We start from the raw sequence: 22,544 nt of genomic DNA on the forward strand, positions 1-22,544 counted from the left end.
GCGCACCAATCAGCAGCCCTGCGCACACTCCATGCACATCTGAGCACCCGCCGTGCCGCCATCGCGCACGCGGTGCGGAGTGCAGGCGCGATGGCAGCGTGGCGGCGCCAACCAGCGCCGCATGCGGCGCCCGTGCATGGCCGCCGCGTCAGCGTAGCTTGAGCATCACGATTGCCCGCGCCGGCAGCGCCACCTGCAGCGTGTTGCCCTGGATCCGCGCGCCGGTGAAGGCGGTTGGTTGCACGGCGCGGGGCGCAGCGAAGGTGTTGTGCGCGGTGATCGTCGGTGCGGTGAGCAGTTGCCCGTCCACGCCGCGCATGCTGACCCCGTCCACCGCCACGTTGACCGTGGCCGGGCTGTTGGCATCCAGATTGGTGAGCGCCACATACACATGCCCATCCTTGGCCTTGACCGCCGAGCCATGCACGGCGGGCACGTGGACATCGCCATGCCGATAGTCGGGGGTCTGCAATTGCAGCGGCAGGTGGGTGGCATCCTGGAACGGCTTGTACATCGCAAATACGTGATAGGTCGGGGTCAGCACCATCCGGTCGCCATCGGTCAGGATCATCGCCTGCAGCACGTTGATCATCTGCGCGATATTGGCCATGCGCACGCGATCGGCATGCGCACTGAAGATGTCGATGTTCAACGATGCCACCAGCGCATCGCGCAGGCTGTTCTGCTGGTGCAAGAAGCCCGGGTTGGCGCCAGGCAGGCCGGCGTACCAGGTGCCCCATTCGTCCACCACCAACGCCACTTTCTTGGCCGGGTCGTAGCGGTCCATGATCGCGCTGTGCTTGGTGATCAACTCGTCCATCACCAGCGTGCGCGACAGCGTCTCGATCCAGGCGGCTTCGTCGAAGTCGGTGGAGGAGGCGCGCGGCGGCCAGCCGCCAGGCACGGTGTAGTAATGCAGGCTCAGGCCATCCATGAGCGTGCCCGCCTCGCGCATCATCACCTCGGTCCAGTGGTAATCGTCGTTGTTGGGACCGGGCGCAATCTTCAGGATCTTCTGGTCGGACGGCGCCTTGACGAAGGTCTGGTAGCGCCGATACACATCGGCGGCGTACTCCACCCGCATGTTGCCGCCACAGCCCCACAACTCATTGCCGACGCCGAAGAACGGCACCTTCCACGGCGCCTGGCGACCGTTGGCGCGGCGTTGCTCGGCCAGGCTGGAGCGCGTGGCGGCGGTCATGTATTCCACCCACTGTGCAATTTCGTCCGGCGCGGCATTGCCGACATTGCCAGCCACGTATGCGTCGGTGCCCAGCAGCTCGGTGAAGTCCATGAATTCGTGCGTGCCGAAGCGGTTGGACTCTTCCACGCCGCCCCAGTGCGTGTTGACGCTGATCGGGCGCTGGCCGGGCGCGCCGATGCCGTCGCGCCAGTGGTACTCATCGGCGAAGCAGCCGCCGGGCCAGCGGATATTCGGCACCGCAATCGCCTTCAGCGCCGCCAGCACATCGTTGCGATAGCCGCGCGTGTTGGGAATGGAAGACTCCGGTCCAACCCAGAGACCGCCATACACGCCGGTGCCCAGGTGCTCGGCGAACTGCCCGAACAGATGCCGCGACACCTGCGCGCCTGGCTTCTCTACCTGCAGCGTGCCGCGCACCTGCACATCGGCCGCCTGCGCGCCACTACCGCTCACCGTCAGTGCGATCAGCACGGCCGGCAACAGCCATGAACGCGGTTGCCGCAAGGTGTTGGAAATCCACTGCATCGGTGTGCTGCTCCTGTCGAGGTGGGCGAGGGCAAAGGGGGCAGTGCGTCGGCGAGCGCTGGCGCGCTGCAAGCGTAGTGCGTGCGGCCTCGCCTGTCTGCGCCACAGGCCACGTTGCTTCCTGCCACATCTGCAGGCTGGCAGGCTCTGCCGCGTGCGGCTTTGCGGTGACGCGGCAGGTGGCATCGCATCGCCAGGATGTGCGCCGCGCCATGGTGCCGGGCCGGTGGCGCCGCTATGCTCGCCGCTCACTTCATCGGCGGGTGTCTTCATGCAGCGAGTGTTCGGAACCTTGGCGGACGGTGTCCAGGTGCATGCGCTGCGCTTGCGTGGCGATGGCGACCTGGAAGCGGAAGTGCTCACCTACGGCGGCATCCTGCACGCGCTGGAACTGACCACCCCGCAAGGCCGCGTGCCGCTGGTGCTGACGCTGCCCGATCTGCCCGCCTATGCCGCCGACAACGACAGCCTCAACATCCTGGTCGGCCGCTTCGGCAACCGCATCGCTGGCGCCCGCTACACCCTGGACGGCGTGACCCATGTGCTCGCCGCCAACGAAGGGCGCAACCAGCTGCATGGGGGGCTGCATGGCTTCGGGCGGCGCGTGTGGGAGGTGCTGGAGCAGGCGCCGAACCGGGTGGTGCTCGGCTACACCTCGCCCGATGGCGAGGAAGGCTACCCCGGCACCTTGCAGGTACGCGCGCAGCTGCAGGTGCAGGGCAATCGCCTGCATCTGGATTTCGAAGCGCACTGCGATGCCCCCACGCCGTTGAACCTCACCCATCACCCGTATTTCAATCTGTCCGGTGACCCGCAGACACGCGCGGCCTCGCAGGTGTTGCGCGTGCCTGCGGACCGCTATCTCCCCGTGGATGCCGAATCGATACCGACCGGCGAAATTGCCTCGGTCGCGGGGACGCCCTTCGATTTCCGCACGCCTGCTGCGCTGACTGACCGCGTGGTTCCGGATCACCCGCAGATCCAACTCGGCAAGGGCTACGACCAGTGCCTGGTGCTGGCGAAGGACGCGCACAACGACTGCATCGCCGAGCTGTATTCCCCGCAGAGCGGCGTCGCGTTGCGCATCACCAGCGATGCGCCGGCGGTACAGCTGTACGAAGGCCAGCATCTGGACAGCCACCATCCCGGCCTGGGGCGTGGCGTCTGCCTGGAACCGCAGGACTATCCGGATGCGCCCAATCAGCCAGCGTTCCCGCCGGCGATCCTGCGCCCGGGCCAGGTATATCGGCGGCGCATTGCCTACCACTTTGCGGCCCCCGGGCCGGAGCAGCCGTGGACGTCGGTGGTCGCTGCGCTGGATGCGTGAGGGTGGTCGCGGGGCTGCTCCTGCAGACGAGATCGTCCGGCGCGTGCGTCGATGACGCCCGGCGTGGCGGTGAGGTAGCGGCGCGTTGCTGGTCGTGGCTGTAACTGCAGCCACCTCGGCGGCCGCAGTGCGTCTCAGCGCAGCGAGCGTACACGGCCGGTAACACCTGCCTTAGTGATCGCTAACACTGCAGGCTGGCCTGCCTGATCAATCGCGAGCGATGGATAGGCCTCGACGCCTCAAACATCGCCGCATCGCGCCACCGCCCTCAGCCGCCGCGCGGCCCCAACACCAGTTCAATCACGAACTTGCTGCCGAAGAACGACAGCACCAGCAACGCCATGGCGGTCAGCGTCCAATGCACCGCCTTGGTGCCGCGCCAGCCGTTGCGCCAGCGGCCGATCAGCAGCGCGCCGAATACGATCCACGACAGGATGCTCAGCACGGTCTTGTGCAGCAGCCGCTGGGCCAGGAAGTCCTGCACGAACAGCAGGCCGGTCAGCAGGGTCAGGGTGAGCAATATGAAGCCCACCGTGATCGTGCGGAACAGCAGCGTTTCCAGCTCGGTCAACGGCGGCAGCGCCCGCAGCCAAGTGTGGAAGTCACGCCGGCGCAGCGCACGCTCCTGCAGCCACAGCATGATCGCCAGCAACGCGGCGATCCCCAGGGTGGCGTAGGCCAGCAGCGCCATCCAGGCATGCAGTTCCAGCCGCCAGCCCAGATCCGCGCTCGGTTCGTGGCCGTAGCCGTGGTAGCAGGCCAGCAGGATTGCCGCCAGCGGGAATACCACTACGCCCACCGCCGCCATGCGCCCGCGTCCGCCAAACACCGCGGTCAGCCCGGCCATGCCCAGCCCGGTCAGCGACAGTGCCGCGAAGAAGTGCATGTCCGGCCCGCCCGCGGTGCGAAACGCCACCAGCACGTGGTAGCCGGCATGCAGCGCCACGGCCGCCAGGGCCGGCAGCAGCCAGCGCGCGGGCGACTGGTTGCCATCGCGCAGTACGGCGCGGGTGAGCAGCCCGGCGGCCAGCAAGTACAGGGCAAAGGCGATGAGAACGATTGTCATCGTTGAAGTTTCGCATATTGGTGGGGCCGGGATTCGGGAATCGGGATTCGTGAAGCAGCAGCTGTGGGTCGCGAGAGTTGAGGGGCTGGCAGCGAGCAGTCGTGGGGCCGGGCATCGACCTGGCGCTTGTCGGGCTGGCGGCGGCGCGGGCGGCCTGGGCGAGCTGACCATGTCGGGCAGGCCAGGGCCGCTGGTCCGGGTAGCGGCCCTGGCCGGGGCAGGCCGTCAGCCGGTGCCGCTATAATCGGCACCCGTTTCCCCTTACGCGGTCCCTTGCGCATGTTCGAGTCCCTTACCCAACGTCTCTCCGGCACCATGGAGCGCCTGCGTGGCCGTGGCCGCCTGACCGAGGAGAACATCCGCGAAGCCACCCGTGAGGTGCGCATTGCGCTGCTCGAGGCCGACGTCGCGCTGCCGGTGGTGCAGGCCCTGATCGAACGCATCAAGGTGCGCGCGGTGGGCCAGGAAGTGCTCAAGTCGCTGACCCCGGGCCAGGCGCTGATCAAGATCGTGCGCGACGAGCTCACCGCCGTCATGGGCGCCGCCGCTGCCGACCTCAACCTCAATGTGCCGGCGCCGGCCATCATCCTGATGGCGGGCCTGCAGGGTGCGGGCAAGACCACCACCGTGGGCAAGCTCGCCAAGCACCTGAAGGAAAAGCGCAAGAAAAAGGTCATGGTGGTCTCGGCCGACGTCTATCGCCCGGCCGCGATCGAGCAGCTCAAGACCCTGGCCGAACAGGTCGGCGTGCTGTTCTTCCCCTCCGATGCCTCGCAGAAGCCGGTGGACATCGTGCGCGCCGCCATCAGCGACGCACGCAAGTCCTTCGCCGACGTGCTGCTGGTCGATACCGCCGGCCGCCTGGCGATCGATGCGGCGATGATGGACGAGATCAAGGCGCTGCACGCCGCGGTCAATCCCACCGAAACCCTGTTCGTGGTCGATGCGATGACCGGCCAGGACGCGGCCAACACCGCCAAGGCCTTCGGCGAGGCACTGCCGCTCACCGGCGTGGTGCTGACCAAGACCGACGGTGACGCGCGCGGCGGTGCGGCCCTGAGCGTGCGCTACATCACCGGCAAGCCGATCAAGTTCGTCGGCACCGGCGAAAAGACCGACGGCCTGGACGTGTTCCATCCGGACCGCGTGGCCAGCCGCATCCTGGACATGGGCGACGTGCTGTCGCTGGTGGAGCAGGTCGAGCACAGTGTCGACCAGGAAAAAGCCGCCAAGCTTGCCGCCAAGGTCGCCAAGGGCAAAAAGTTCGACCTCAACGACATGAAGGAACAGCTCGAGCAGATGCAGAACATGGGCGGCATCCATGGGCTGATGGACAAGCTGCCGGGCATGGGCCAGATCCCGGACAACGTCAAGCAGCAGGTCACCGGCAAGGAAGTGCCGCGCATGATCGCCATCATCAACTCGATGACCAAGAAGGAACGCCGCAACCCGGCGTTGCTCAATGGCTCGCGCCGCGCCCGCATCGCGCGCGGCTCCGGCATGCAGCCGGCCGACGTCAACAAGCTGATGAAGCAGTACCAGCAAATGGAAAAGATGATGGGCAAGCTGGCCGGCGGCGGCATGAAGGGCCTGATGCGCAACATGAAAGGCATGATGGGCGCCATGGGCGGCCGCGGCGGTATGCCGTTCCGCTGAGTTCCAGGCGCTGACGCGCATGAGTACCGTGGCTGGTAGACGCAGCCTGGAACTCGCGCTGGCGATCACGCTGGCGCTGCAGTCGACCACTGGCTGGACGGTGCTGCTGGCGGTGGTGGTGTATTGGGTAGTGGTCGTGGTGGTCGCCGGGCTGATCGATGAACGCGCCGAGGCGCGCGCAAACGTCGCTGGTGAACCGCCGGGTGCAGCAGCGGTGTCCGATACCGCGCCGACGCCAATGCCGAAGTCGAAGTCGAAGTCGAAGTCGACCATCCGCCTGGCGGCATTGCCGAACACGCCGCTGCGGCCCGCTGATCTGCGGCCTGGCCCGGACACGCCGCGTCAATGGCGACGCCATGTCATCGACGTCGCCGCCTACGAAGAAGAGCGTTACCCGCGGCAGGACGTCTGTACGACGGTCGATGTTTTCCTGCGGACAGGCGATGCGCTGGTGCTCGCATTTCACCGCGCACCGAACGACGGCGACGCACCTGCCCAGTGGCGCTGCGATCTCTGGCGTCCTGCCGCCAACCATCCGCAGTGGCTGGACGTTTTCGCAACGCGCGAGGTGCGTGTGTCGGTGGGGCAAACCGGCGTGTACTCAGTCGGCATCGGTCAGGCGTATGGCCCTTCGCCAGGTGTGGTGAGTCTTTGGGTGTGCGTGCCGGAGCCGGACCGGCTTGCGCTGCCGTGGCGGCCCGCGCATGGCTCGCATCTGCGTTATGAACAGTGCGACGACGGCACGCCAAGAGTGCGTATCGAAGACGAAGCGCGTGTGCTGCCGCATGCGAAATTGGAAACGACGACAGTGTCTGCGGCGCCAAGCGGATCGGTGCTGTTATTCGGCAGCGCGCAGGATGCGTGGGACGTGACGGCAGCGCCGGATCCCGCTTCGTCATGGCGGGAAGAAAATACCCATCTTCATCGTTATTTTCTGCAACTGAGCCAGGGCGATGTGCTGGCTCTGGAATGCGCCTGGGCCGCCGAACACTTCGACCAGCCGCTGCCCTTGCCCGACAATTGCACCGGGCGCACCCAGGGCGAGCTGCGTGTTTTCAAGCTCGTCCGTGGCCCGGATCTCGAGCACCTATGGGCAAGTGCGGCAACACCTGCGTGCAGGCAAATCACCTGCATCGCCGATGGCTTCTATTGCCTGGAAGTTCGTCTCTTCGGTCCGGCGGCGTGGCGCACGCGGCCCTCATCGGCATTTGTCGACATTCGCCTGTGGGGTGCGTTTGTGCAGCGTCCCCAGGCCGTGCGCGCGTTCGCATTGCGCGATGTGATGGTGGAAGACTGGTACCGGGATGTCCTGCCGTTGCCGTTGCAGTAACTGATCGGCGTTGAGCGCCATGCCGCGTGGGCGCCGGTTCTGAATTTGGCGAGCGCACGCCAGGCGCAGGGACAATGGCCATGATGTCTCCCTGGCCGGGCCGTGCCACGATGGGTTCGTTTTCGCATACCAATGCCTTCCAGCAGCGGTTTGGCTTATGCACGCACGGCTCCGGCATCGCGCTACATCTGTTGTGTACGCGTTGCCCTCGCTGCATGGCTGCAGTAGCGTGTGGCCTCTTTCTTGGCAGGAGCGCCAGCAGATGAGCGATACCCGGATGTATTTCGCAGACAACCAGGATGCCGCGTTGCAGGCGGGCTATATCGCCGCGCGCGACACGTTCAAATTCTTCTGGCGTGAGTTGTCCTGGGAATACCGCCGCATCGTTCCTGGTCTGGACATGGCCGCAGTCAAACTGCCGTTCGCCACCGACAGCGCCGCGCAGGAAGTGCACGGTGCGCCAACGCATGAGCACATGTGGATCTCCGATGTGCACTTCGACGGCGAGCAGATCTCCGGCAGCCTGCTCAACGAACCGGAATGGATCGAAGCGCTGACAGCCGGCGACGCGGTGTCGGCTCCGTTCGCGGATCTGGAAGACTGGATGTACGTGGTCGACGGCAAGGTCTACGGCGGCCACACCATCGATGCCATGCGGCGTGGCATGGCGCCGGACGAGCGCGCCGAGCACGATGCGGCCTGGGGCCTGGATTTCGGCGAGCCCGGCGCGGTGCGGCTGGTGCCGGCACAGGCTGCGGCGCGCAAACCGGGCCTGTTCGACAAGATGTTCGGCGGCAAGGGCACGCCTGTTGCGCCAGCGGTCGAAGATCCGCTGCAACAGGAGCATCCGATGAGCGAGAACATGGGCCCCAAGTTCGACGAAGGCCTGCGCGATCAGCCGGAGATGGCGCAGCTGCGCGATGACGCAGGCTGGACACTGTTGCAGCGCGATGCGCTTGCTGGCAATTACCAGCCAGTCGCCTTGCTCCTGCAGCATGGGGCCGACCCCACCTTGCGCACTCCGAGCGGCAAGACCGCGCTGGACCTGGCGCGGCAGATGCAGTGGCCCAGGATCGTGCAGTTGCTGGAAGGCGCGCACTGACATGGCCGCCGCCGCCACCCTGGCGACAGATGGTCCCTATGCGCACGTTGCCGCGTTCTGCCAGCGCTTCGGGTTGCGCGTGCCGATCCTGCTCAGCCCGATGGCCGGCGCCTGCCCGGTGCCGTTGTCGGCTGCGGTGGCCGCGGCGGGCGGCATGGGCGCGATGGGCGCGGTGCTGTCGCAACCGCAGGACATCGTGGCCTGGGTGCAGGCCTTCCGGCAGGCCAGTGACGGGCCGGCACAGGTCAATCTGTGGATCCCCGATCCGGCGCCCGACCGCGACGCCGATGCCGAAGCGCGCATGCGTGCATTTCTGGAGCAGTGGGGCCCGGCGGTGGCGGCCGATGCCGGCGATGCCACCCCGGCCGATTTCGATGCGCAGTTCGATGCATTGCTGGAGGCCCGCCCGGCAGTGGCCTCCTCGATCATGGGCGTGTTCCGGCCCGATCAGGTCAGCCGCCTGAAATCCGCCGGCATCGCCTGGTTCGCCTGCGCCACCACATTGGAGGAGGCACGTGCAGCGCAGGCTGCGGGCGCCGATGCGGTGGTTGCGCAGGGGGCGGAAGCCGGCGGTCACCGCGGTGCGTTCGATGCCAGCCAGGCCGAGCGCCAGATGACCGGGTTGTTCGCGTTGCTGCCACTGCTGGTCGACCACCTGGAGATTCCGGTCATCGCCGCCGGCGGCATTGCCGATGCACGTGGAATTGCTGCGGCCCTCACCCTTGGTGCCAGCGCGGTGCAGATCGGCACCGGTTTGTTGCGCACGCCCGAAGCGGCGCTGCCCGGCGCCTGGGCTGACGCCCTGGCGGTCACAGAGCCGGAGCAGACCTGGCCAACGCGGGCATTTTCCGGGCGCCTGGGGCGGTCGATCGCCACGGCTTACGTCCGCGCCGCCGGCGCGGCCGATGCGCCACCGCCGACGCCCTACCCGGTGCAGCGCGCGCTGACGGCCGTGATGCGCCAAGCGGCCGCCCGCGAAAATCGGCTGGACGCCTTGCAAGCCTGGGCGGGGCAGTCCGCCTGGATGGCGCCCGCGCAGCCGGCCGCCGACCTCGTCACGCAGTGGTGGAGCCAGGCACAGGCGCGCGTGTGCCGGTGATCTTCTGCAACGGCGCGCCCGCCACCGCGGCCCAGCTCGGCGCCGCGGCGCTGGTCAACTACGGCCACTTCACCTCGTTGCAGGTGCGCGGCGGCGCCACCCAGGGCCTGGAGTTGCATCTGCAGCGGCTGCAGGAGGGCAGCCGTGCGTTGTTCGGACAGGAACTCACTCCCGCGCAGGTACGCGCGCAGCTGCAGACGGCGCTGCAGGCCTCTGCCATGGCCGACGCCAGTGTGCGGATTACCGTGTTCGCGCAGGACTACGACTTCCGCAACCCGCTGCGCGAGGTGGCGCTGGATGTGTTGGTGGCGGTCTCGCCGCCGCTGGACATGCCCGACACCGGGCTGCGGGTGCAGGTGACCCCCTACGTCCGTGAGCAGCCGGAGCTCAAGCATGTCGGCACGTTCCCGCTGCTGCACCTGCGGCGGTTGGCGATGAATGCCGATCATGACGACGTGGTGCTGCAGGACCCGCAGGGCAGGGTGCTGGAAGGCGCGTTCTGGAATCTTGGCCTGTGGGAGCGTGGCGGCGTGGTCTGGCCGCAGGGCCCGGCCTTGCTGGGCACCCGCCAACAGCTGCTGCAGGCCGGGCTGGAGGCGCTGGGAGTCAGCCAGATCCGTCGGCCGGTACCGCTGGACGAACTGGACCGGTTTGATGGGGCATTTGCCTGTAATGCGCGGGGGCAGCAGGCGATCGTGGCGATGGGGCCGGCCCGCTGGGGCCCGCATACCGCGCAACTGCCGCTCCTGGCCCAGGCCCTGCAAACCCAGCCCTGGCAAGCGATTTGAGCGATGGCAGGCGCTGCTAGCTGGTGGGTTGGCTTCGCCGACGGGGCCCGCTATAATCGCCGGCTTACCGCGCCACCCTGGCGACTGGGCAACTTAGGAATACACACCATGGTCAAGATTCGACTGACCCGCGGCGGCGCCAAGAAGCGTCCGTTCTACCACATCATCGTGACCGACGTGCGCAGCGCGCGCGACGGCCGCAACATCGAGCGTCTGGGTTACTACAACCCGGTTGCGCAGGGCGCCGAGCCGCGCGTCGTGCTGGACGTTGCGCGCGTCGACCATTGGGTCGGCCAGGGCGCACAGCTGACCGATAAGGTGCGTAACCTGTATCGCGAAGCCTCCAAGTCCCAGGCCGCTGCGGCCTGATCTTGAGGGCCGGGCGTCGCTGCCTGGCCCAGAGTCGACACAGATGAAGCCGACCGAGCGCCGCATCCTGTTAGGCAGGATTGTCGGCGCTTTTGGTGTCAAGGGCGAGCTCAAGCTCGAATCCTGGACCGAGCCGCGCAGTGCGATCTTCCGCTATCAGCCGTGGATCGTGCGCACGCCGTCGGGTCAGGAGTCGGTGCTCAGTGGGGTCCGTGGACGTGATCAGGGCAAGAACCTGATTGCGGTGTTCCCCGACATCACCGACCGCGACACCGTCGAAGCCATGCACGGGACCGAGATCTATGTGGCCCGCAGTGCGCTGCCGCCGCCCAACCCCGATGAGTATTACTGGGTGGATCTGGAAGGCTTGCAGGTGGAAACCGTCGAGGGCGTCAAGCTCGGCACGGTCTCGCATCTGTTCTCCACCGGGTCCAACGATGTGGTGGTGGTGCGCGGCGATCGCGAGCGGATGATCCCGTTTGTGTTGCCGGAGTACGTCAAGTCGGTGGATTTCGAGGCCAATCTGATCGTGGTCGACTGGGATCCGGATTTCTGATCGAAGCGGTGCTTTGGCTCCGCTCTTGCTCTCCCCATTCCCCGGTCCCGATTCCCCAGTGCGCATCGACGTCATCAGCCTGTTTCCCGAGTTCATCGCGCAATGCGCGGCGTTCGGCGTGGTCGGGCGGGCGCAGGAACGTGGGCTGCTGGAATTGCAGGGCTGGAATCCGCGCGACCATGCGCAGGGCAATTACCGCCGGGTGGACGACCGTCCCTTCGGTGGCGGCCCCGGCATGGTGATGTTGATCGAGCCGTTGCGGGCCTGTCTGGAAGCGGCGCAAGCCGCCGATGCGCGGCCGGCACCGGTGATCTACCTCAGCCCGCAAGGGCGTCCGCTGACCCAGTCACTGGCGCGCGAGCTGGCCCAGTTGCCACGGATGGTGCTGCTGTGCGGGCGCTATGAAGGTGTCGACGAGCGCTTTCTCGACCAGGCCGTGGACATGGAAATCTCCATCGGCGACTACGTATTGTCCGGTGGCGAGCTCGGTGCGGCGGTACTGGTGGATGTGGTGACCCGGTTGCAGGACGGCGTGTTGAACGATGCCGAATCCGCAGCCCAGGACAGTTTCGAAGGCCCGCAGGGGCTGCTGGACTGCCCGCACTACAGCCATCCATCCAGCCATGCCTGGGGCGATGTGCCGGAGGTGCTGCGGTCGGGCAACCACGGCGCCATTGCGCGCTGGCGGCGGCAGCAATCGTTGGGCCGGACCTGGCTGCGTCGGCCGGAGTTGCTCGACGAGGCCACATTGGATAAGCAGGATCGACGTCTGCTGGAAGAGTTCCGTCGCGAACTTGCCCCGGGCGACGAGAAATAAGGGCTCACCCCTAGCTCTAGCGAAACAGATAGGGGTATAATACGCGGCTTGCTGGCCAGCCTTGCGTCTGGCCCTGCCACGAACCTCGAGCAATCGCCGTGCGGCGACTGCCGGTCCAATATCACCAGACACGCGGTGCCCATCATGAGCAAACTCAACAAGACCATCCTGGCTGACTTCGAAGCCGCCCAGATCCAGCGCCAGCTGCCGGAGTTCAACCAGGGCGACACCGTCGTGGTGAACGTCAAGGTGAAAGAAGGCAACCGCGAGCGCGTGCAGGCCTATGAGGGTGTCGTGATCGGTACCAAGAATGCTGGCCTGAACTCCGCGTTCACCGTGCGCAAGATCTCGCACGGCTTCGGCGTCGAGCGCGTGTTCCAGACCCACAGCGCCATCATCGACTCGGTCGAAGTGAAGCGCCGCGGTAAGGTCCGCGCCGGTAAGCTGTATTACCTGCGTGGTCTGGAAGGCAAGGCTGCCCGCATCAAGGAAGATCTGGCTGCCGCTGCGCAGGCCAAGGCTGCTCGCCAGGCTGCTGCCAAGGCTGAGTAAGTCACATTGGCGGGCTTGTCCCGCTACTGCCAAACAGCCGCCTTCGGGCGGCTGTTTGCGTTTCGGCGTTTGGCTGCCTGCAAGGCGGTAAGCAATGCGATGGCAATGACCGTTGTGGCGTGCCGGTTTGTTGTCGAGTCGTAGCGAGGCTTTCGTACGCGAGGTAGTGCGGCGGGTTGGTTCGACATTGCAGCGCAGCTGTCGCTGCATTGATGCAGTTAGAGCACGCGATGCGGTTGCTGTCGGGCAGTAGCGATACTGGCGCAGACGCTGGTCAGTGCGCTGCATGTGGTTTAACCCTGCAGCGCAGCTGTCGATGCATTGATGCATTCAACACGCGCGACGTGTCACGCATTCTTCCCGGCGTGAGTCGCTCTGCGTCTTCGATCTGCTGCGGACACAAGCTGCGTAGTGCGTGACTGCGTCATTGGTGGCAGCGCACGCGTCGCGCGGTCAGCTGTAGGGTGCAGTGCTGCCAAATCGTCTCGTCGCACATATGTGCAGACTGAGCAGGTGACCGAATGACAGGTGGCAGGATCCGCTGACGTGATGCGCGCGCGTCGTCTTTCGGCATCTAGCCATCTTCTACGGAGCAGTGCCGTCCGTCATTTGCTGCGCCGGTATCCGCTGTGTTGCCACGTGCGGCCATCACGGTTTTTTTGCGCACGTTGCCGTCGGCGTTCCATTGCGTCGGTCACGGCGGTGCAGCACTTCGCGCATCGCGTTGCAGTGCTCGATCGGCCTGCAAAGCACCGCAAACAGCAACTTCGCTAAACGATTAGCGCGGCTGCGCTGCAGGCGGCTCGGTCAGTGGGGCGGGGTCGGCAATCGGGGCGGCCGGGTGGGCCAGCACTTCCGCTGCCGATGCCAGTTCGGAGGGATGCGCCGGTGTTGCCAGCATGCGTGCCTTGCGCCAGCCACCCCAGCGGTAGTACGCCAGCGACAGCAGCATCGAGCAGGCCGAGCTGATCGGAAAGCTCCACCACACCGCGTCCGCGCCCAGGTGCGGCAGCAGCAGGTTGGCCAGCGGCACGCGGATGCCCCACAGCGCGAACGCCAGGATCAGCAGTGGCGGGATCACCGCGCCGGTGGCACGCACCACGCCGGAAACCACGAAGGTCACGCCGAACAGCAGGAACGACCAGATCGAAATATGGTTGAGGTGGCGCGCGATCTCCAGCGCCGGGCTGTCGCTGGGAAGGAACAATGCCAGCGTCCAGCGGTCGAACAGGATCAGCGGTGCGATGAGCAGGCCGGTCATCAGGAAATTGGCGGCCACACCGGTGCGGGCGGTGGCATCCACGCGCGCCCACAGGCCGGCGCCGACATTCTGCGCGGCCATCGTCGAGCAGGCCGCGCCGAGCGCCATCGCCGGCATCTGCACGTAGTTCCACAGCTGCAGGGCTGCGCCATAGGCGGCAGCGGTATCGGTGCCGAAGCCGTTGACCAGCGTCAGCATCGCGATCATGGCCAGCGAGATCAGCACCATCTGCAATCCCATCGGCACGCCTTTGCCCACCAGCGCGCGCAGGATGGCGGCATCGATGCGGAACAGCGCCAGGTCGCGCCGTCCCAGCCACAGCACGTGGCCGTGGCTGCGCAGATACAGCAGTAGTCCCACCAGCGCCACCGACTGCGCCAGCACCGTGGCCCAGGCCGCGCCGGCGATGCCCAGCTGTGGAAACGGGCCAACGCCGAAGATCAGCAGCGGGTTGAACACGATGTCCAGCACGACCGAGAGCAGCAGGAAGCGAAACGGCGTGCGTGCATCGCCGGTGCCGCGCAGGGCCGCCGACAGGAACGCGAACAGGTAGATGGTGGGCATGGCCACAAAGATCACCCGCAGGTAATCCTCGGCGAGCGCCAGCGAGGCCGGTGGCGTGCCCATCGCCGCAAGCAGGTGTGGCGCCAGCCACCAGCCGGCGACGGCGATCAGTGCCGACAATCCGCCAAAGAACGTGGCGCTGGTGCCCATGACCTTGCGTGCCTGGGCGATGTCGCGCGCGCCCATGGCCTGGCCGATCAGGATGGTGGCGGCCATGCCGATGCCGAACACCGAGCCGATCAGAAAGAACATGATGCTGTTGGCGTTGGCCGCCGCAGTGAGCGCGGCTTCGCCGAGATAGCGGCCGATCCAGATCGCATTGATCGAGCCGTTGAGCGACTGGGCAATGTTGCCTGCCAGGATCGGCAACGCGAACAGCAGCAGGTTCTTGCCGATCGGTCCCTCGGTCAATACGGCGGATTTGGGCATCGCGGGCCAGCCATGTGCAGAAGCTGCGCACACTAGCATTGCGGGTGTGCGGCATGCATGCGCGGCGGCGCTGCGTTGCGGTTCGGAGGAAATACGCGCTGAAAGGTGGTGTTGCTCCGGCTGAGCTGCGACGGCTGTGTGTGCCTACCGGGATCGGCGCAGTGCCTGCGGGCACGGCGGTGACTACCGGAGTTTCTCTTGAGGGCTTCGCAGAGGCGGTCCAGGATTGCTGATGCCTGTGCGCGGCGGCGGTTGGCGTGAACGCACCAGGCGTGCCGCAGCGACTTGAGTTGCGGGCTTCGATGCACTGGGTGCGTTGCAAGTGCTGCGTGCGCGCGCCCGTAACGCCACATGCGGCGAGCGCAATACCGAAGCGTTCAGGCACCGCGCCGTATACGCCATTGCGCGCTGGCTGGCCTTGCTTGAGTTCCCTGGGCCCGGCCCAAATATCGGAAATCGCGGCAGATCGTTGCCTGTCCCCCGGCAGTTTCGAACGGACGGAGCGCTGCGGCGGCCCCTCAACGGATACGACAAGCACAACGCAATGACTCTACAGGTGGAATCAGTAGTCACGGTCAGGCTGGATGTCTGGCTCTGGGCGGCGCGCTTTTTCAAGACGCGCAGCCTGGCCAAGCATGCGGTGGATACCGGCAAGGTGGATGTGGCCGGTCAGCGTCCTAAACCGTCGCGCGCAGTGCGCACTGGCGAGCAACTGCGGATCGACCGCGGCGGCGAAATTTTCGAGATCACCGTGGCGGCCCTGAGCGAGGTGCGCGGCCCGGCGCCGGTGGCGCAGGCGCTCTACACAGAAACCGAGGCATCGCGCGAAGCGCGCGCGCAGTGGCGGCTGCAACGTGCCGCCGAGCGCACCGGGTATCGCCCGCCCGATGGCAAGCCAGATAAACGCGCACGTCGCTTGATCACGGCGCTGGGTGATATCGACGCGTTGTAGCGTTGCGGTTGCGGTTGCGGTTGCGGTTGCGGATGTAGGGCCGGTGATCGTGCAGCGAGGTTGCATGAAGCGCGGCGCATCTCATGCCTTCATCACTCAGCCGTACGACGCGGAATCCTGGTGCCTAAACGCTCTATCGGCCGTACGACGCAGCACCACAGAACATCATGTGGAATGCGCCACGCCGCACGTATGCCGTATCGCGGCCACAGCGCAATCGCGCGCAACGCCACAGACGCAAACGCCCCGGCTAACCGGGGCGTTTGCGTTACTACAGTGGCAGCGCGTGTCGGCAGCAATCGCGCTCGCCCATGACAGCACGCGCAGCAAGCGGGTGCTGCGCTTCACTCAGGCCAGGTCGAAACGGTCCAGCTGCATTACCTTGGTCCACGCGGCCACGAAGTCCTGCACAAACTTCTCCTGTGCGTCTGCGCTGGCATAGACCTCGGCCACCGCGCGCAGGATCGAGTTGGAACCAAACACCAGATCCACGCGTGTTCCGGTCCACTTGTGCTCACCGGTGGCACGGTCGCGGCCTTCGTAGGTTTCCTTGGTCTCGGACGTGGCTTTCCACTCGGTGCGCATGTCGAGCAGGTTGGCGAAGAAGTCGTTGCTCAACACGCCCGGACGGGTAGTGAAGACGCCATTGTGCGACTGCCCGGTGTTGGCGCCGAGCACGCGCAGGCCGCCGACCAGTACGGTCATTTCCGGTGCGGTGAGGGTCAGCAACTGGGCCTTGTCGATCAGCAGCGCTTCGGCAGACACCGCGTAGCGGGCCTTGGCGTAGTTGCGGAAGCCATCGGCTACCGGCTCGAGCACTGCGAACGATTCCACGTCGGTCTGCGCTTGCGAGGCATCCATGCGGCCGGGGGCGAACGGCACGGTGACCGCGTGGCCGGCGGCGTGCGCGGCCTGTTCGACTGCGGCATTGCCGCCCAGCACGATCAGGTCGGCCAGCGAGATCTGCTTGCCACCGGACTGGCGTGCATTGAAGTCGGCCTGGATACGCTCCAGCGTGGCCAGCACCTGGGCCAGCTGCGCAGGCTCGTTGGAAGCCCAGTCCTTCTGCGGGGCCAGACGAATGCGCGCACCATTGGCACCGCCGCGCTTGTCCGAGCCACGGAAGCTGGATGCCGAGGCCCAGGCGGTGGCAACCAGTTGCGCAACGCTCAGGCCCGAGCTCAGCACGGTCTGCTTGAGCGCGGCAGCGTCCTGTGCATCGATTAGCGCATGGTTTACGGCCGGGATCGGGTCCTGCCACAGCAATTCTTCGGCCGGCACATCCGCGCCGAGATAGCGTGCGCGCGGGCCCATGTCGCGGTGGGTGAGTTTGAACCAGGCGCGCGCAAAGGCATCGGCGAACTGGTCCGGGTTGGCGTGGAAGCGGCGCGAGATGGCCTCGTACGCCGGATCGATGCGCAGCGCCAGATCGGTGGTGAGCATCGTTGGCAGACGCTTTTTGGAGGCGTCGTGCGCATCGGGAATGATGGCCTGGGCGTTCTTGGCTACCCACTGATGCGCACCGGCCGGGCTCTTGCTCAGCTCCCACTCGAAGCCGAACAGGTGGTCGAAGAAGTCGTTGCTCCACTGCGCCGGGGTGGTGGTCCAGGTCACTTCCAGGCCGCTGGTGATGGTGTCGCCGCCCTTGCCGCTGCCGAAGCTGTTGTGCCAGCCCAGGCCCTGGCTTTCCAGGTCGCTGGCTTCCGGCTCGGCCGCCACGTGCGCGGCATCGGCAGCACCGTGAGTCTTGCCGAAGGTGTGGCCGCCAGCGATCAGCGCCACGGTCTCTTCGTCGTTCATGGCCATGCGGCCGAAGGTGTCGCGGATGTCCTTGGCCGCCAACAGCGGGTCGGGATTTCCGTCCGGGCCTTCCGGGTTGACGTAGATCAGGCCCATCTGCACGGCGGCCAACGGGTTTTCCAGATCGCGGGTGTGCTGCACTTCGCTGTCGTCGTCCTTGACCAGCACGCCATGCGCCTGGTCCACGCCCGGCGAGCCGTGCGCGTAGCGGTCATCGCCACCCAGCCACTTGGTTTCGCGGCCCCAATACAGGTCCTGGTCCGGCTCCCAGGTGTCTTCGCGGCCGCCGGCAAAACCGAAGGTCTTGAAGCCCATCGACTCGAGCGCGACGTTGCCGGTGAGGATCATCAGGTCGGCCCAGGAAATCGCTTGGCCATACTTCTGCTTGATCGGCCACAGCAGGCGGCGTGCCTTGTCCAGGCTGACGTTGTCCGGCCAGCTGTTGAGTGGCGCGAAGCGCTGTTGCCCGCGGCCGCCGCCCCCGCGGCCGTCACCGGTGCGGTAGGTGCCGGCGCTGTGCCAGGCCATACGCACGAACAGCGGGCCGTAATGCCCGAAGTCGGCCGGCCACCAGTCCTGCGAATCGGTCATCAATGCGCGCAGCTCCTGCTTGAGCGCCTGCAGGTCCAGGCGCTTGAAGGCTTCTGCGTAGTTAAAAGACGCCGCCAGCGGATTGGAGCGGGCCGAGTGCTGGTTGAGCAGGTCCACGCGCAGTTGCTTGGGCCACCAATCGCGATTGGTGGTGCCGGCGCCGACGACGCTGTGGTTGAAGGGGCACTTTGCTTCGGTAGTCATGGCATTTACCTGGGTGCGGCTGCACGTAGGGAGCTGCGTGCCGGAGGGCGCGCGCTGGTGGAAAGACTGCGGCGGTGGTGAAGCGAATCTGGGCGACGTTGGTGACGCGGGTGCGTCAGGGCGGTGCGGCGGCCGATGGGCGCTGTACGACGACGGGTATAAACGACAGCGGCTGCATCGGTGGCGGGCTCAACACGGGTGTGGGCACACGATATACAACGCCGATCATTAGCGGAATTCGAATTATCCAACCATATCGATAGCGTCACGCTATGGATAGGACGCGGGTGCCCAGGCGTCGGCGGCGTCAGCGCTTGCCGAACAGGCTGCCGCCCAGCTTCATCACATCGCCCAGGCCGAGCTGGCCGTCGCCATCCTGGTCCAGCACGCTGCCGAGCAGGCCGCCGACGCTGCTGTCGCTGCGCACATGGCTCTGTTCCTGCGCCAACGCATTGCCCAGCTGGCTGGTGTCGGCCGTGCCGCCGCCCAGGAAGCGCTTGGCCAGATATGCCATCACGATGGGCGCCAGCAGCTGTAGCATCAGGTTGGCCTTGCTGGGTTCCAGGCCGGTGGCTTGGCCCAGCCCCGCGGCCGCCTGTGGCGCCTTGTCGCCGAACAGGTGACCGACGATGCCGGCGCCATTGGCCTGCGCGCCGCTGGCCGAGCCACCCAGTAGCGAGCCCAACAGACTGCCGAGGTCTGGTGCGGCGGCATGGTCGCGCTGTAATGCGCTGGCCAGCGCCTGCGTGCCGCCGGCCTGCTGGCTGTTGCGGCCCAGCGCGCCCATCAGCAAGGGGAGAGCGGTCTGCACCGCCGATTGCGCCTGCTCCGGTGCGATGCCGAGGCGGCTGGCGAGCTGCTGCAGCTGCGGGCCCTGCAGTTGCGCGGCAAGTTGCGAGGTGAGCGAGTCGGAGGTGGTCATCGGTGCCGAATCCTGGTGAGCAAGCGTTGCGGCAGGGTGCGCTTGTCTGGCGCGCAGGGCAATCCGGAGATGGTGCGGGGCGGGGAGGGCGGCGTGTATCGGAGCGTCGATGCGAGTGCGCTGCGGGGGCGGTGGCAGCGCCTGGAGCGTGCGACGGCTGGGGATCAGTTGCGGTGCTTTAGCTGCAGCAGAGAGCTCCCGGCAGCAGTGCCTAAACTGCGCGGCGCCTGGAATCAGTAGTGGCGTCTTCGGTACAGCACGCAATAACTAGCAGCATCCTTGAGGTGGCGCTGCTAGCGCTGCCAAGCGTGCAACGCAGGTGGGCGTTATAGCGGTGCCGGGTCGCTTTCCAGCAGCGGTAAGATGTCAGTGGCGGCCAGAGTGATGCTGGTTACGTGCAGTTCGTTGTCGAGAAAAAAGTTGGCGATCTGGCGCGCGGCTTACTTCAGGCGTTGATCAGCATTGCGTACACGCAGACCTGGGACGCGATCAGCGCGCCACAGGCCGGATTGCGCTGCTTCAGAGCAGCGCCTTGAGCCGGTACAGCGCTTCCAGTGCCTGCTTGGGCGTGAGCTCGTCCGGATCCAGCGCCTGCAAGGCTTCCTGCGCGGCCGAAGACGGCGCGGTGAACAGGCCGAATTGCTGCGGTGCATCCAGCGCGGCGGGTGCCATCTCGGCGGCGTGGCTGTCGCCGCCGCGTTGCTCCAGTTCGGCCAGCCGGCGGCGTGCCTGCTGCACCGCCGCCTTGGGCAGGCCGGCCAGCGCGGCCACCTGCAAGCCAAAGCTGCGATTGGCCGGGCCGTCCTTGACCGCATGCATGAACACCAGGCGCTCGCCGTGTTCCACCGCATCCAGATGCACGTTGGCGATGGCGCTGCCGCCACCGGCATGCGAGGCATCCGCCAGGGCGGTGAGCTCGAAATAATGCGTGGCAAACAGCGTGTAGCAGCGATTGGTGTGGGCCAGATGACGCACCACCGCATCGGCCAAGGCCAGGCCATCGTAGGTGGAGGTGCCGCGGCCGATCTCGTCCATCAGCACCAGCGATTGCGGCGTAGCGTGATGCAGGATGTAGCTGGTCTCGGCCATTTCCACCATGAAGGTGGATTGCCCGCGCGCCAGGTCGTCGCCGGCGCCGATGCGGGTGAGGATGCGGTCGATCGGCCCGATGACCGCGCGGCTGGCCGGTACATAGCTGCCGATATGCGCCAGCAACACGATCAACGCGTTCTGCCGCATGTAGGTCGATTTACCGCCCATGTTCGGGCCGGTGATGACCAGCATGCGGCGGTCCGGGTGCAGGTCAAGATCGTTGGGTTCGAATGGCTGGTCGCGCACGGCTTCCACCACCGGGTGGCGGCCGCGTTCGATGCGCAGACACGGCGCGCTGTCCAGTTCGGGTTGCGACCAGTCCAGTGCTTGCGCGCGTTCGGCGAAGGCGGCCAGTACATCCAGTTCGCTCAATGCGCCGGCGCAGCGCTTGAGCCCTTCGAGCGTGCCGCCCAGCGCATCGAGCAGGCCTTCGTACAGCAGCTTTTCGCGCGATAGCGAACGCTCGCGCGCCGACAGCACCTTGTCTTCGAAACTCTTGAGTTCTTCGGTGATGTAGCGCTCGGCATTGGTCAGCGTCTGCCGGCGGCTGTAGTGCAACGGCGCCTTGTCGGCCTGGCCCTTGCTGATCTCGATGTAGTAGCCGTGTACGCGGTTGTAGCCCACCTTGAGCGTGCCGATGCCGCTGCTCTCGCGCTCGCGCTGTTCCAGATCGATCAGGAACTGGTCGGCGTTGGTGGACAGCCGGCGCAGCTCGTCCAGCTCGGCGTCGTAGCCGGTGGCGATGACGCCGCCATCGCTGAGCTTGAGCGGCGGTTGTTCGGCCACCGCGCTGACCAGCAGATGCGCGGTGGCATCGTGTTCGCCGAGTTCGGCAAACAGGGTCTGCAGTCGCGGCGAATCCAGTGGCGCCAGCAACGCACGCACCTGCGGCAACAGCGCCAGGCCATCACGCAAGGTGGAGAAATCACGCGGGCGTGCCGAGCGCAGTGCCACGCGGGTGAGGATGCGTTCCAGATCGCCAAGCGCGCGGAACGCGTCGCGGATGTCGGCATCGGTGCCGTGGTCGATCAGGGTGCCCACCGCATGGTGGCGTTGCACCAGCACCTCACGCAGCCGCAGCGGGCGATGCAGCCAGCGCCGCAGCAAGCGCCCGCCCATCGGCGTGACCGTGCTGTCCAACACGCCGAGCAGCGTGTTGCGCGTGTCGCCGTCCACGCGCGTGTCCAGTTCCAGATGGCGGCGCGTGGCGGCGTTCATCGAGATTGCTTCGCTGGCCGCTTCCATTGCGATCGAGGTCAGGTGCGGCAGGCGCTGCTTCTGGGTTTCTTCGACATAGCCGAGCAATGCACCGGCCGCGGCGGTGGCGCAGGGTTTGTCATCGATGCCGAAGCCGGACAGATCGTGCAGTTTGAAAAACGCCAGCAGCTGGCGCCGCCCGCTGTCGGCATCGAACAACCACGGCGGCCGGCGCCGCACGCCGATGCGGCCACGCAGGAATTCGGGCCAGTTGTCTTCGTCGGGCACCAGCAGTTCGGCAGGCTCCAGCCGCGCGAGTTCGGCTTCCAGCGCGTCCTCGCCGTCCACTTCATTGACCAGGAAGCGGCCACCGGCCAGATCCGCCCACGCCAGGCCGTAGCCCTGCTTGCTGCGCGAGATGGCCATCAGCAAGGTGTCGCGGCGCTCGTCCAGCAGCGCCTCGTCGGTTACCGTGCCTGGCGTGACGATGCGCACCACCTTGCGCTCGACCAGTCCCTTGGCCAGCGCCGGGTCGCCGATCTGTTCGCAGATGGCCACCGATTCGCCAAGCGCTACCAGCCGCGCCAGGTAGCCTTCGTAGGCATGCACCGGCACGCCGGCCATCGGGATCGGCGCGCCGCCGGAGCTGCCGCGCTGGGTCAGCGTGATATCCAGCAACCGCGCGGCCTTGCGCGCATCGTCGTAGAACAGCTCGTAGAAGTCGCCCATGCGGAAGAACAGCAGCAGATCGGGGTAGTCCGACTTTGCGGCGAAGAACTGCTTCATCAGCGGGGTGTGCTCGACGGCTCCGCTGGTGGCCTTGGATTTGTCTTTTGAATCAGTGCTTTGCAAGAAACGTCCTTCCAGGGTGTGCGGTCGATCAGGCGGCGTCACAGCCACGGGGGATGTGGTGCTGTGGACCTTGCGACGCGTTGGCGCGGCGGCGCGATGTGCTCCTGTTAAGAGCCTCCATCGAACGCGGGCGGCGTTGGGGGTGCAAGTTTAAGCCGAGCCGGTCCGAAATCCGCGCCACGGTCGCTGCGCTGTGGCCTGAATCGGTGAGGGTGCTGGCGCGCAAAGCACGCTGCGCGGTTAGCGGCGGGTGCCTCAGGGGGCGCAGCGAATGCGCTAGCGCGGGCGT

Annotated in this window: 17 protein-coding genes; 11 read left to right on the plus strand and 6 right to left on the minus strand. The window is 66.5% G+C overall.

All coding sequences use genetic code 11. The features are described 5' to 3' along the window. Positions 1-148 precede the first annotated feature (148 nt). On the minus strand, positions 149-1,729 hold the full coding sequence (locus QRM89_RS18995) for an alpha-L-arabinofuranosidase C-terminal domain-containing protein (RefSeq protein ID WP_285448711.1): 1,581 nt from the start codon (positions 1,727-1,729) through the stop codon (positions 149-151). A 271-nt stretch (positions 1,730-2,000) separates the two neighbouring features. Between QRM89_RS18995 and QRM89_RS19000 the strand changes: the two genes are divergently transcribed. Beyond that, positions 2,001-3,056 (plus strand): aldose epimerase family protein, encoded by a 1,056-nt coding sequence (locus QRM89_RS19000; protein ID WP_285448712.1) that lies wholly within the window; start codon positions 2,001-2,003, stop codon positions 3,054-3,056. Positions 3,057-3,324: 268 nt separating this feature from the next. On the opposite strand, the gene ccsA is transcribed toward QRM89_RS19000, so the two are convergent. Next, entirely contained in the window at positions 3,325-4,122 is a 798-nt protein-coding gene (ccsA, locus tag QRM89_RS19005) for a cytochrome c biogenesis protein CcsA (RefSeq protein ID WP_011036390.1), read from the minus strand. A gap of 279 nt (positions 4,123-4,401) precedes the next feature. Here ccsA and ffh point away from each other — a divergent pair, with 279 nt between their 5' ends. The 9 genes from ffh to rplS all read left to right on the plus strand — a co-directional run bounded on the left by ffh (position 4,402) and on the right by rplS (position 12,391). Next, positions 4,402-5,778 (plus strand): signal recognition particle protein, encoded by a 1,377-nt coding sequence (gene ffh, locus QRM89_RS19010; protein ID WP_043921677.1) that lies wholly within the window; start codon positions 4,402-4,404, stop codon positions 5,776-5,778. A 100-nt stretch (positions 5,779-5,878) separates the two neighbouring features. Beyond that, positions 5,879-7,108 (plus strand): hypothetical protein, encoded by a 1,230-nt coding sequence (locus QRM89_RS19015; protein ID WP_261794141.1) that lies wholly within the window; start codon positions 5,879-5,881, stop codon positions 7,106-7,108. Positions 7,109-7,370: 262 nt separating this feature from the next. Then, positions 7,371-8,210, plus strand: coding sequence for a DUF2314 domain-containing protein (locus QRM89_RS19020; protein ID WP_103702262.1), 840 nt, complete (start codon positions 7,371-7,373; stop codon positions 8,208-8,210). A 1-nt stretch (position 8,211) separates the two neighbouring features. Beyond that, positions 8,212-9,309 (plus strand): nitronate monooxygenase, encoded by a 1,098-nt coding sequence (locus QRM89_RS19025; protein ID WP_103702260.1) that lies wholly within the window; start codon positions 8,212-8,214, stop codon positions 9,307-9,309. Further along, the gene (locus QRM89_RS19030; protein ID WP_042596839.1) at positions 9,300-10,097 is read left to right on the plus strand and encodes an aminotransferase class IV family protein; all 798 of its coding nucleotides are present in this window, start codon (positions 9,300-9,302) and stop codon (positions 10,095-10,097) included. The genes QRM89_RS19025 and QRM89_RS19030 overlap by 10 nt, the downstream gene beginning before the upstream one ends. Positions 10,098-10,205: 108 nt before the next feature. Beyond that, complete coding sequence (gene rpsP, locus QRM89_RS19035) at positions 10,206-10,466, plus strand: 30S ribosomal protein S16 (protein WP_011036396.1); 261 nt, start codon at positions 10,206-10,208, stop codon at positions 10,464-10,466. Between the two features lie 43 nt (positions 10,467-10,509). After that, complete coding sequence (rimM, locus tag QRM89_RS19040; RefSeq protein ID WP_103702258.1) at positions 10,510-11,022, plus strand: ribosome maturation factor RimM; 513 nt, start codon at positions 10,510-10,512, stop codon at positions 11,020-11,022. A 58-nt stretch (positions 11,023-11,080) separates the two neighbouring features. After that, positions 11,081-11,839, plus strand: coding sequence for a tRNA (guanosine(37)-N1)-methyltransferase TrmD (gene trmD / locus QRM89_RS19045; RefSeq protein WP_042596825.1), 759 nt, complete (start codon positions 11,081-11,083; stop codon positions 11,837-11,839). A 144-nt stretch (positions 11,840-11,983) separates the two neighbouring features. Further along, on the plus strand, positions 11,984-12,391 hold the full coding sequence (gene rplS, locus QRM89_RS19050; RefSeq protein WP_011036399.1) for a 50S ribosomal protein L19: 408 nt from the start codon (positions 11,984-11,986) through the stop codon (positions 12,389-12,391). Positions 12,392-13,169: 778 nt separating this feature from the next. On the opposite strand, the gene QRM89_RS19055 is transcribed toward rplS, so the two are convergent. Next, the gene (locus QRM89_RS19055) at positions 13,170-14,645 is read right to left on the minus strand and encodes an MATE family efflux transporter (RefSeq protein WP_285448713.1); all 1,476 of its coding nucleotides are present in this window, start codon (positions 14,643-14,645) and stop codon (positions 13,170-13,172) included. 544 nt (positions 14,646-15,189) lie between these two features. On the opposite strand from QRM89_RS19055, the gene QRM89_RS19060 reads away from it, so the two are divergent. Further along, the gene (locus tag QRM89_RS19060) at positions 15,190-15,597 is read left to right on the plus strand and encodes a S4 domain-containing protein (RefSeq protein WP_115000846.1); all 408 of its coding nucleotides are present in this window, start codon (positions 15,190-15,192) and stop codon (positions 15,595-15,597) included. Positions 15,598-15,945: 348 nt separating this feature from the next. On the opposite strand, the gene katG is transcribed toward QRM89_RS19060, so the two are convergent. The 3 genes from katG to mutS all read right to left on the minus strand — a co-directional run bounded on the left by katG (position 15,946) and on the right by mutS (position 22,189). Further along, positions 15,946-18,192 (minus strand): catalase/peroxidase HPI, encoded by a 2,247-nt coding sequence (gene katG / locus QRM89_RS19065; protein ID WP_285448714.1) that lies wholly within the window; start codon positions 18,190-18,192, stop codon positions 15,946-15,948. Positions 18,193-18,499: 307 nt separating this feature from the next. Beyond that, a complete protein-coding gene (locus QRM89_RS19070; RefSeq protein WP_285448715.1) occupies positions 18,500-19,114 on the minus strand; it encodes a DUF937 domain-containing protein in 615 nt (204 codons plus the stop codon). A gap of 519 nt (positions 19,115-19,633) precedes the next feature. Further along, entirely contained in the window at positions 19,634-22,189 is a 2,556-nt protein-coding gene (mutS, locus tag QRM89_RS19075; RefSeq protein WP_343237692.1) for a DNA mismatch repair protein MutS, read from the minus strand. Positions 22,190-22,544: the final 355 nt, after the last annotated feature.

This window comes from Xanthomonas sp. LMC-A-07, assembly GCF_030208825.1.
In the GTDB taxonomy this organism is placed as follows: Bacteria; Pseudomonadota; Gammaproteobacteria; order Xanthomonadales; family Xanthomonadaceae; genus Xanthomonas; species Xanthomonas campestris.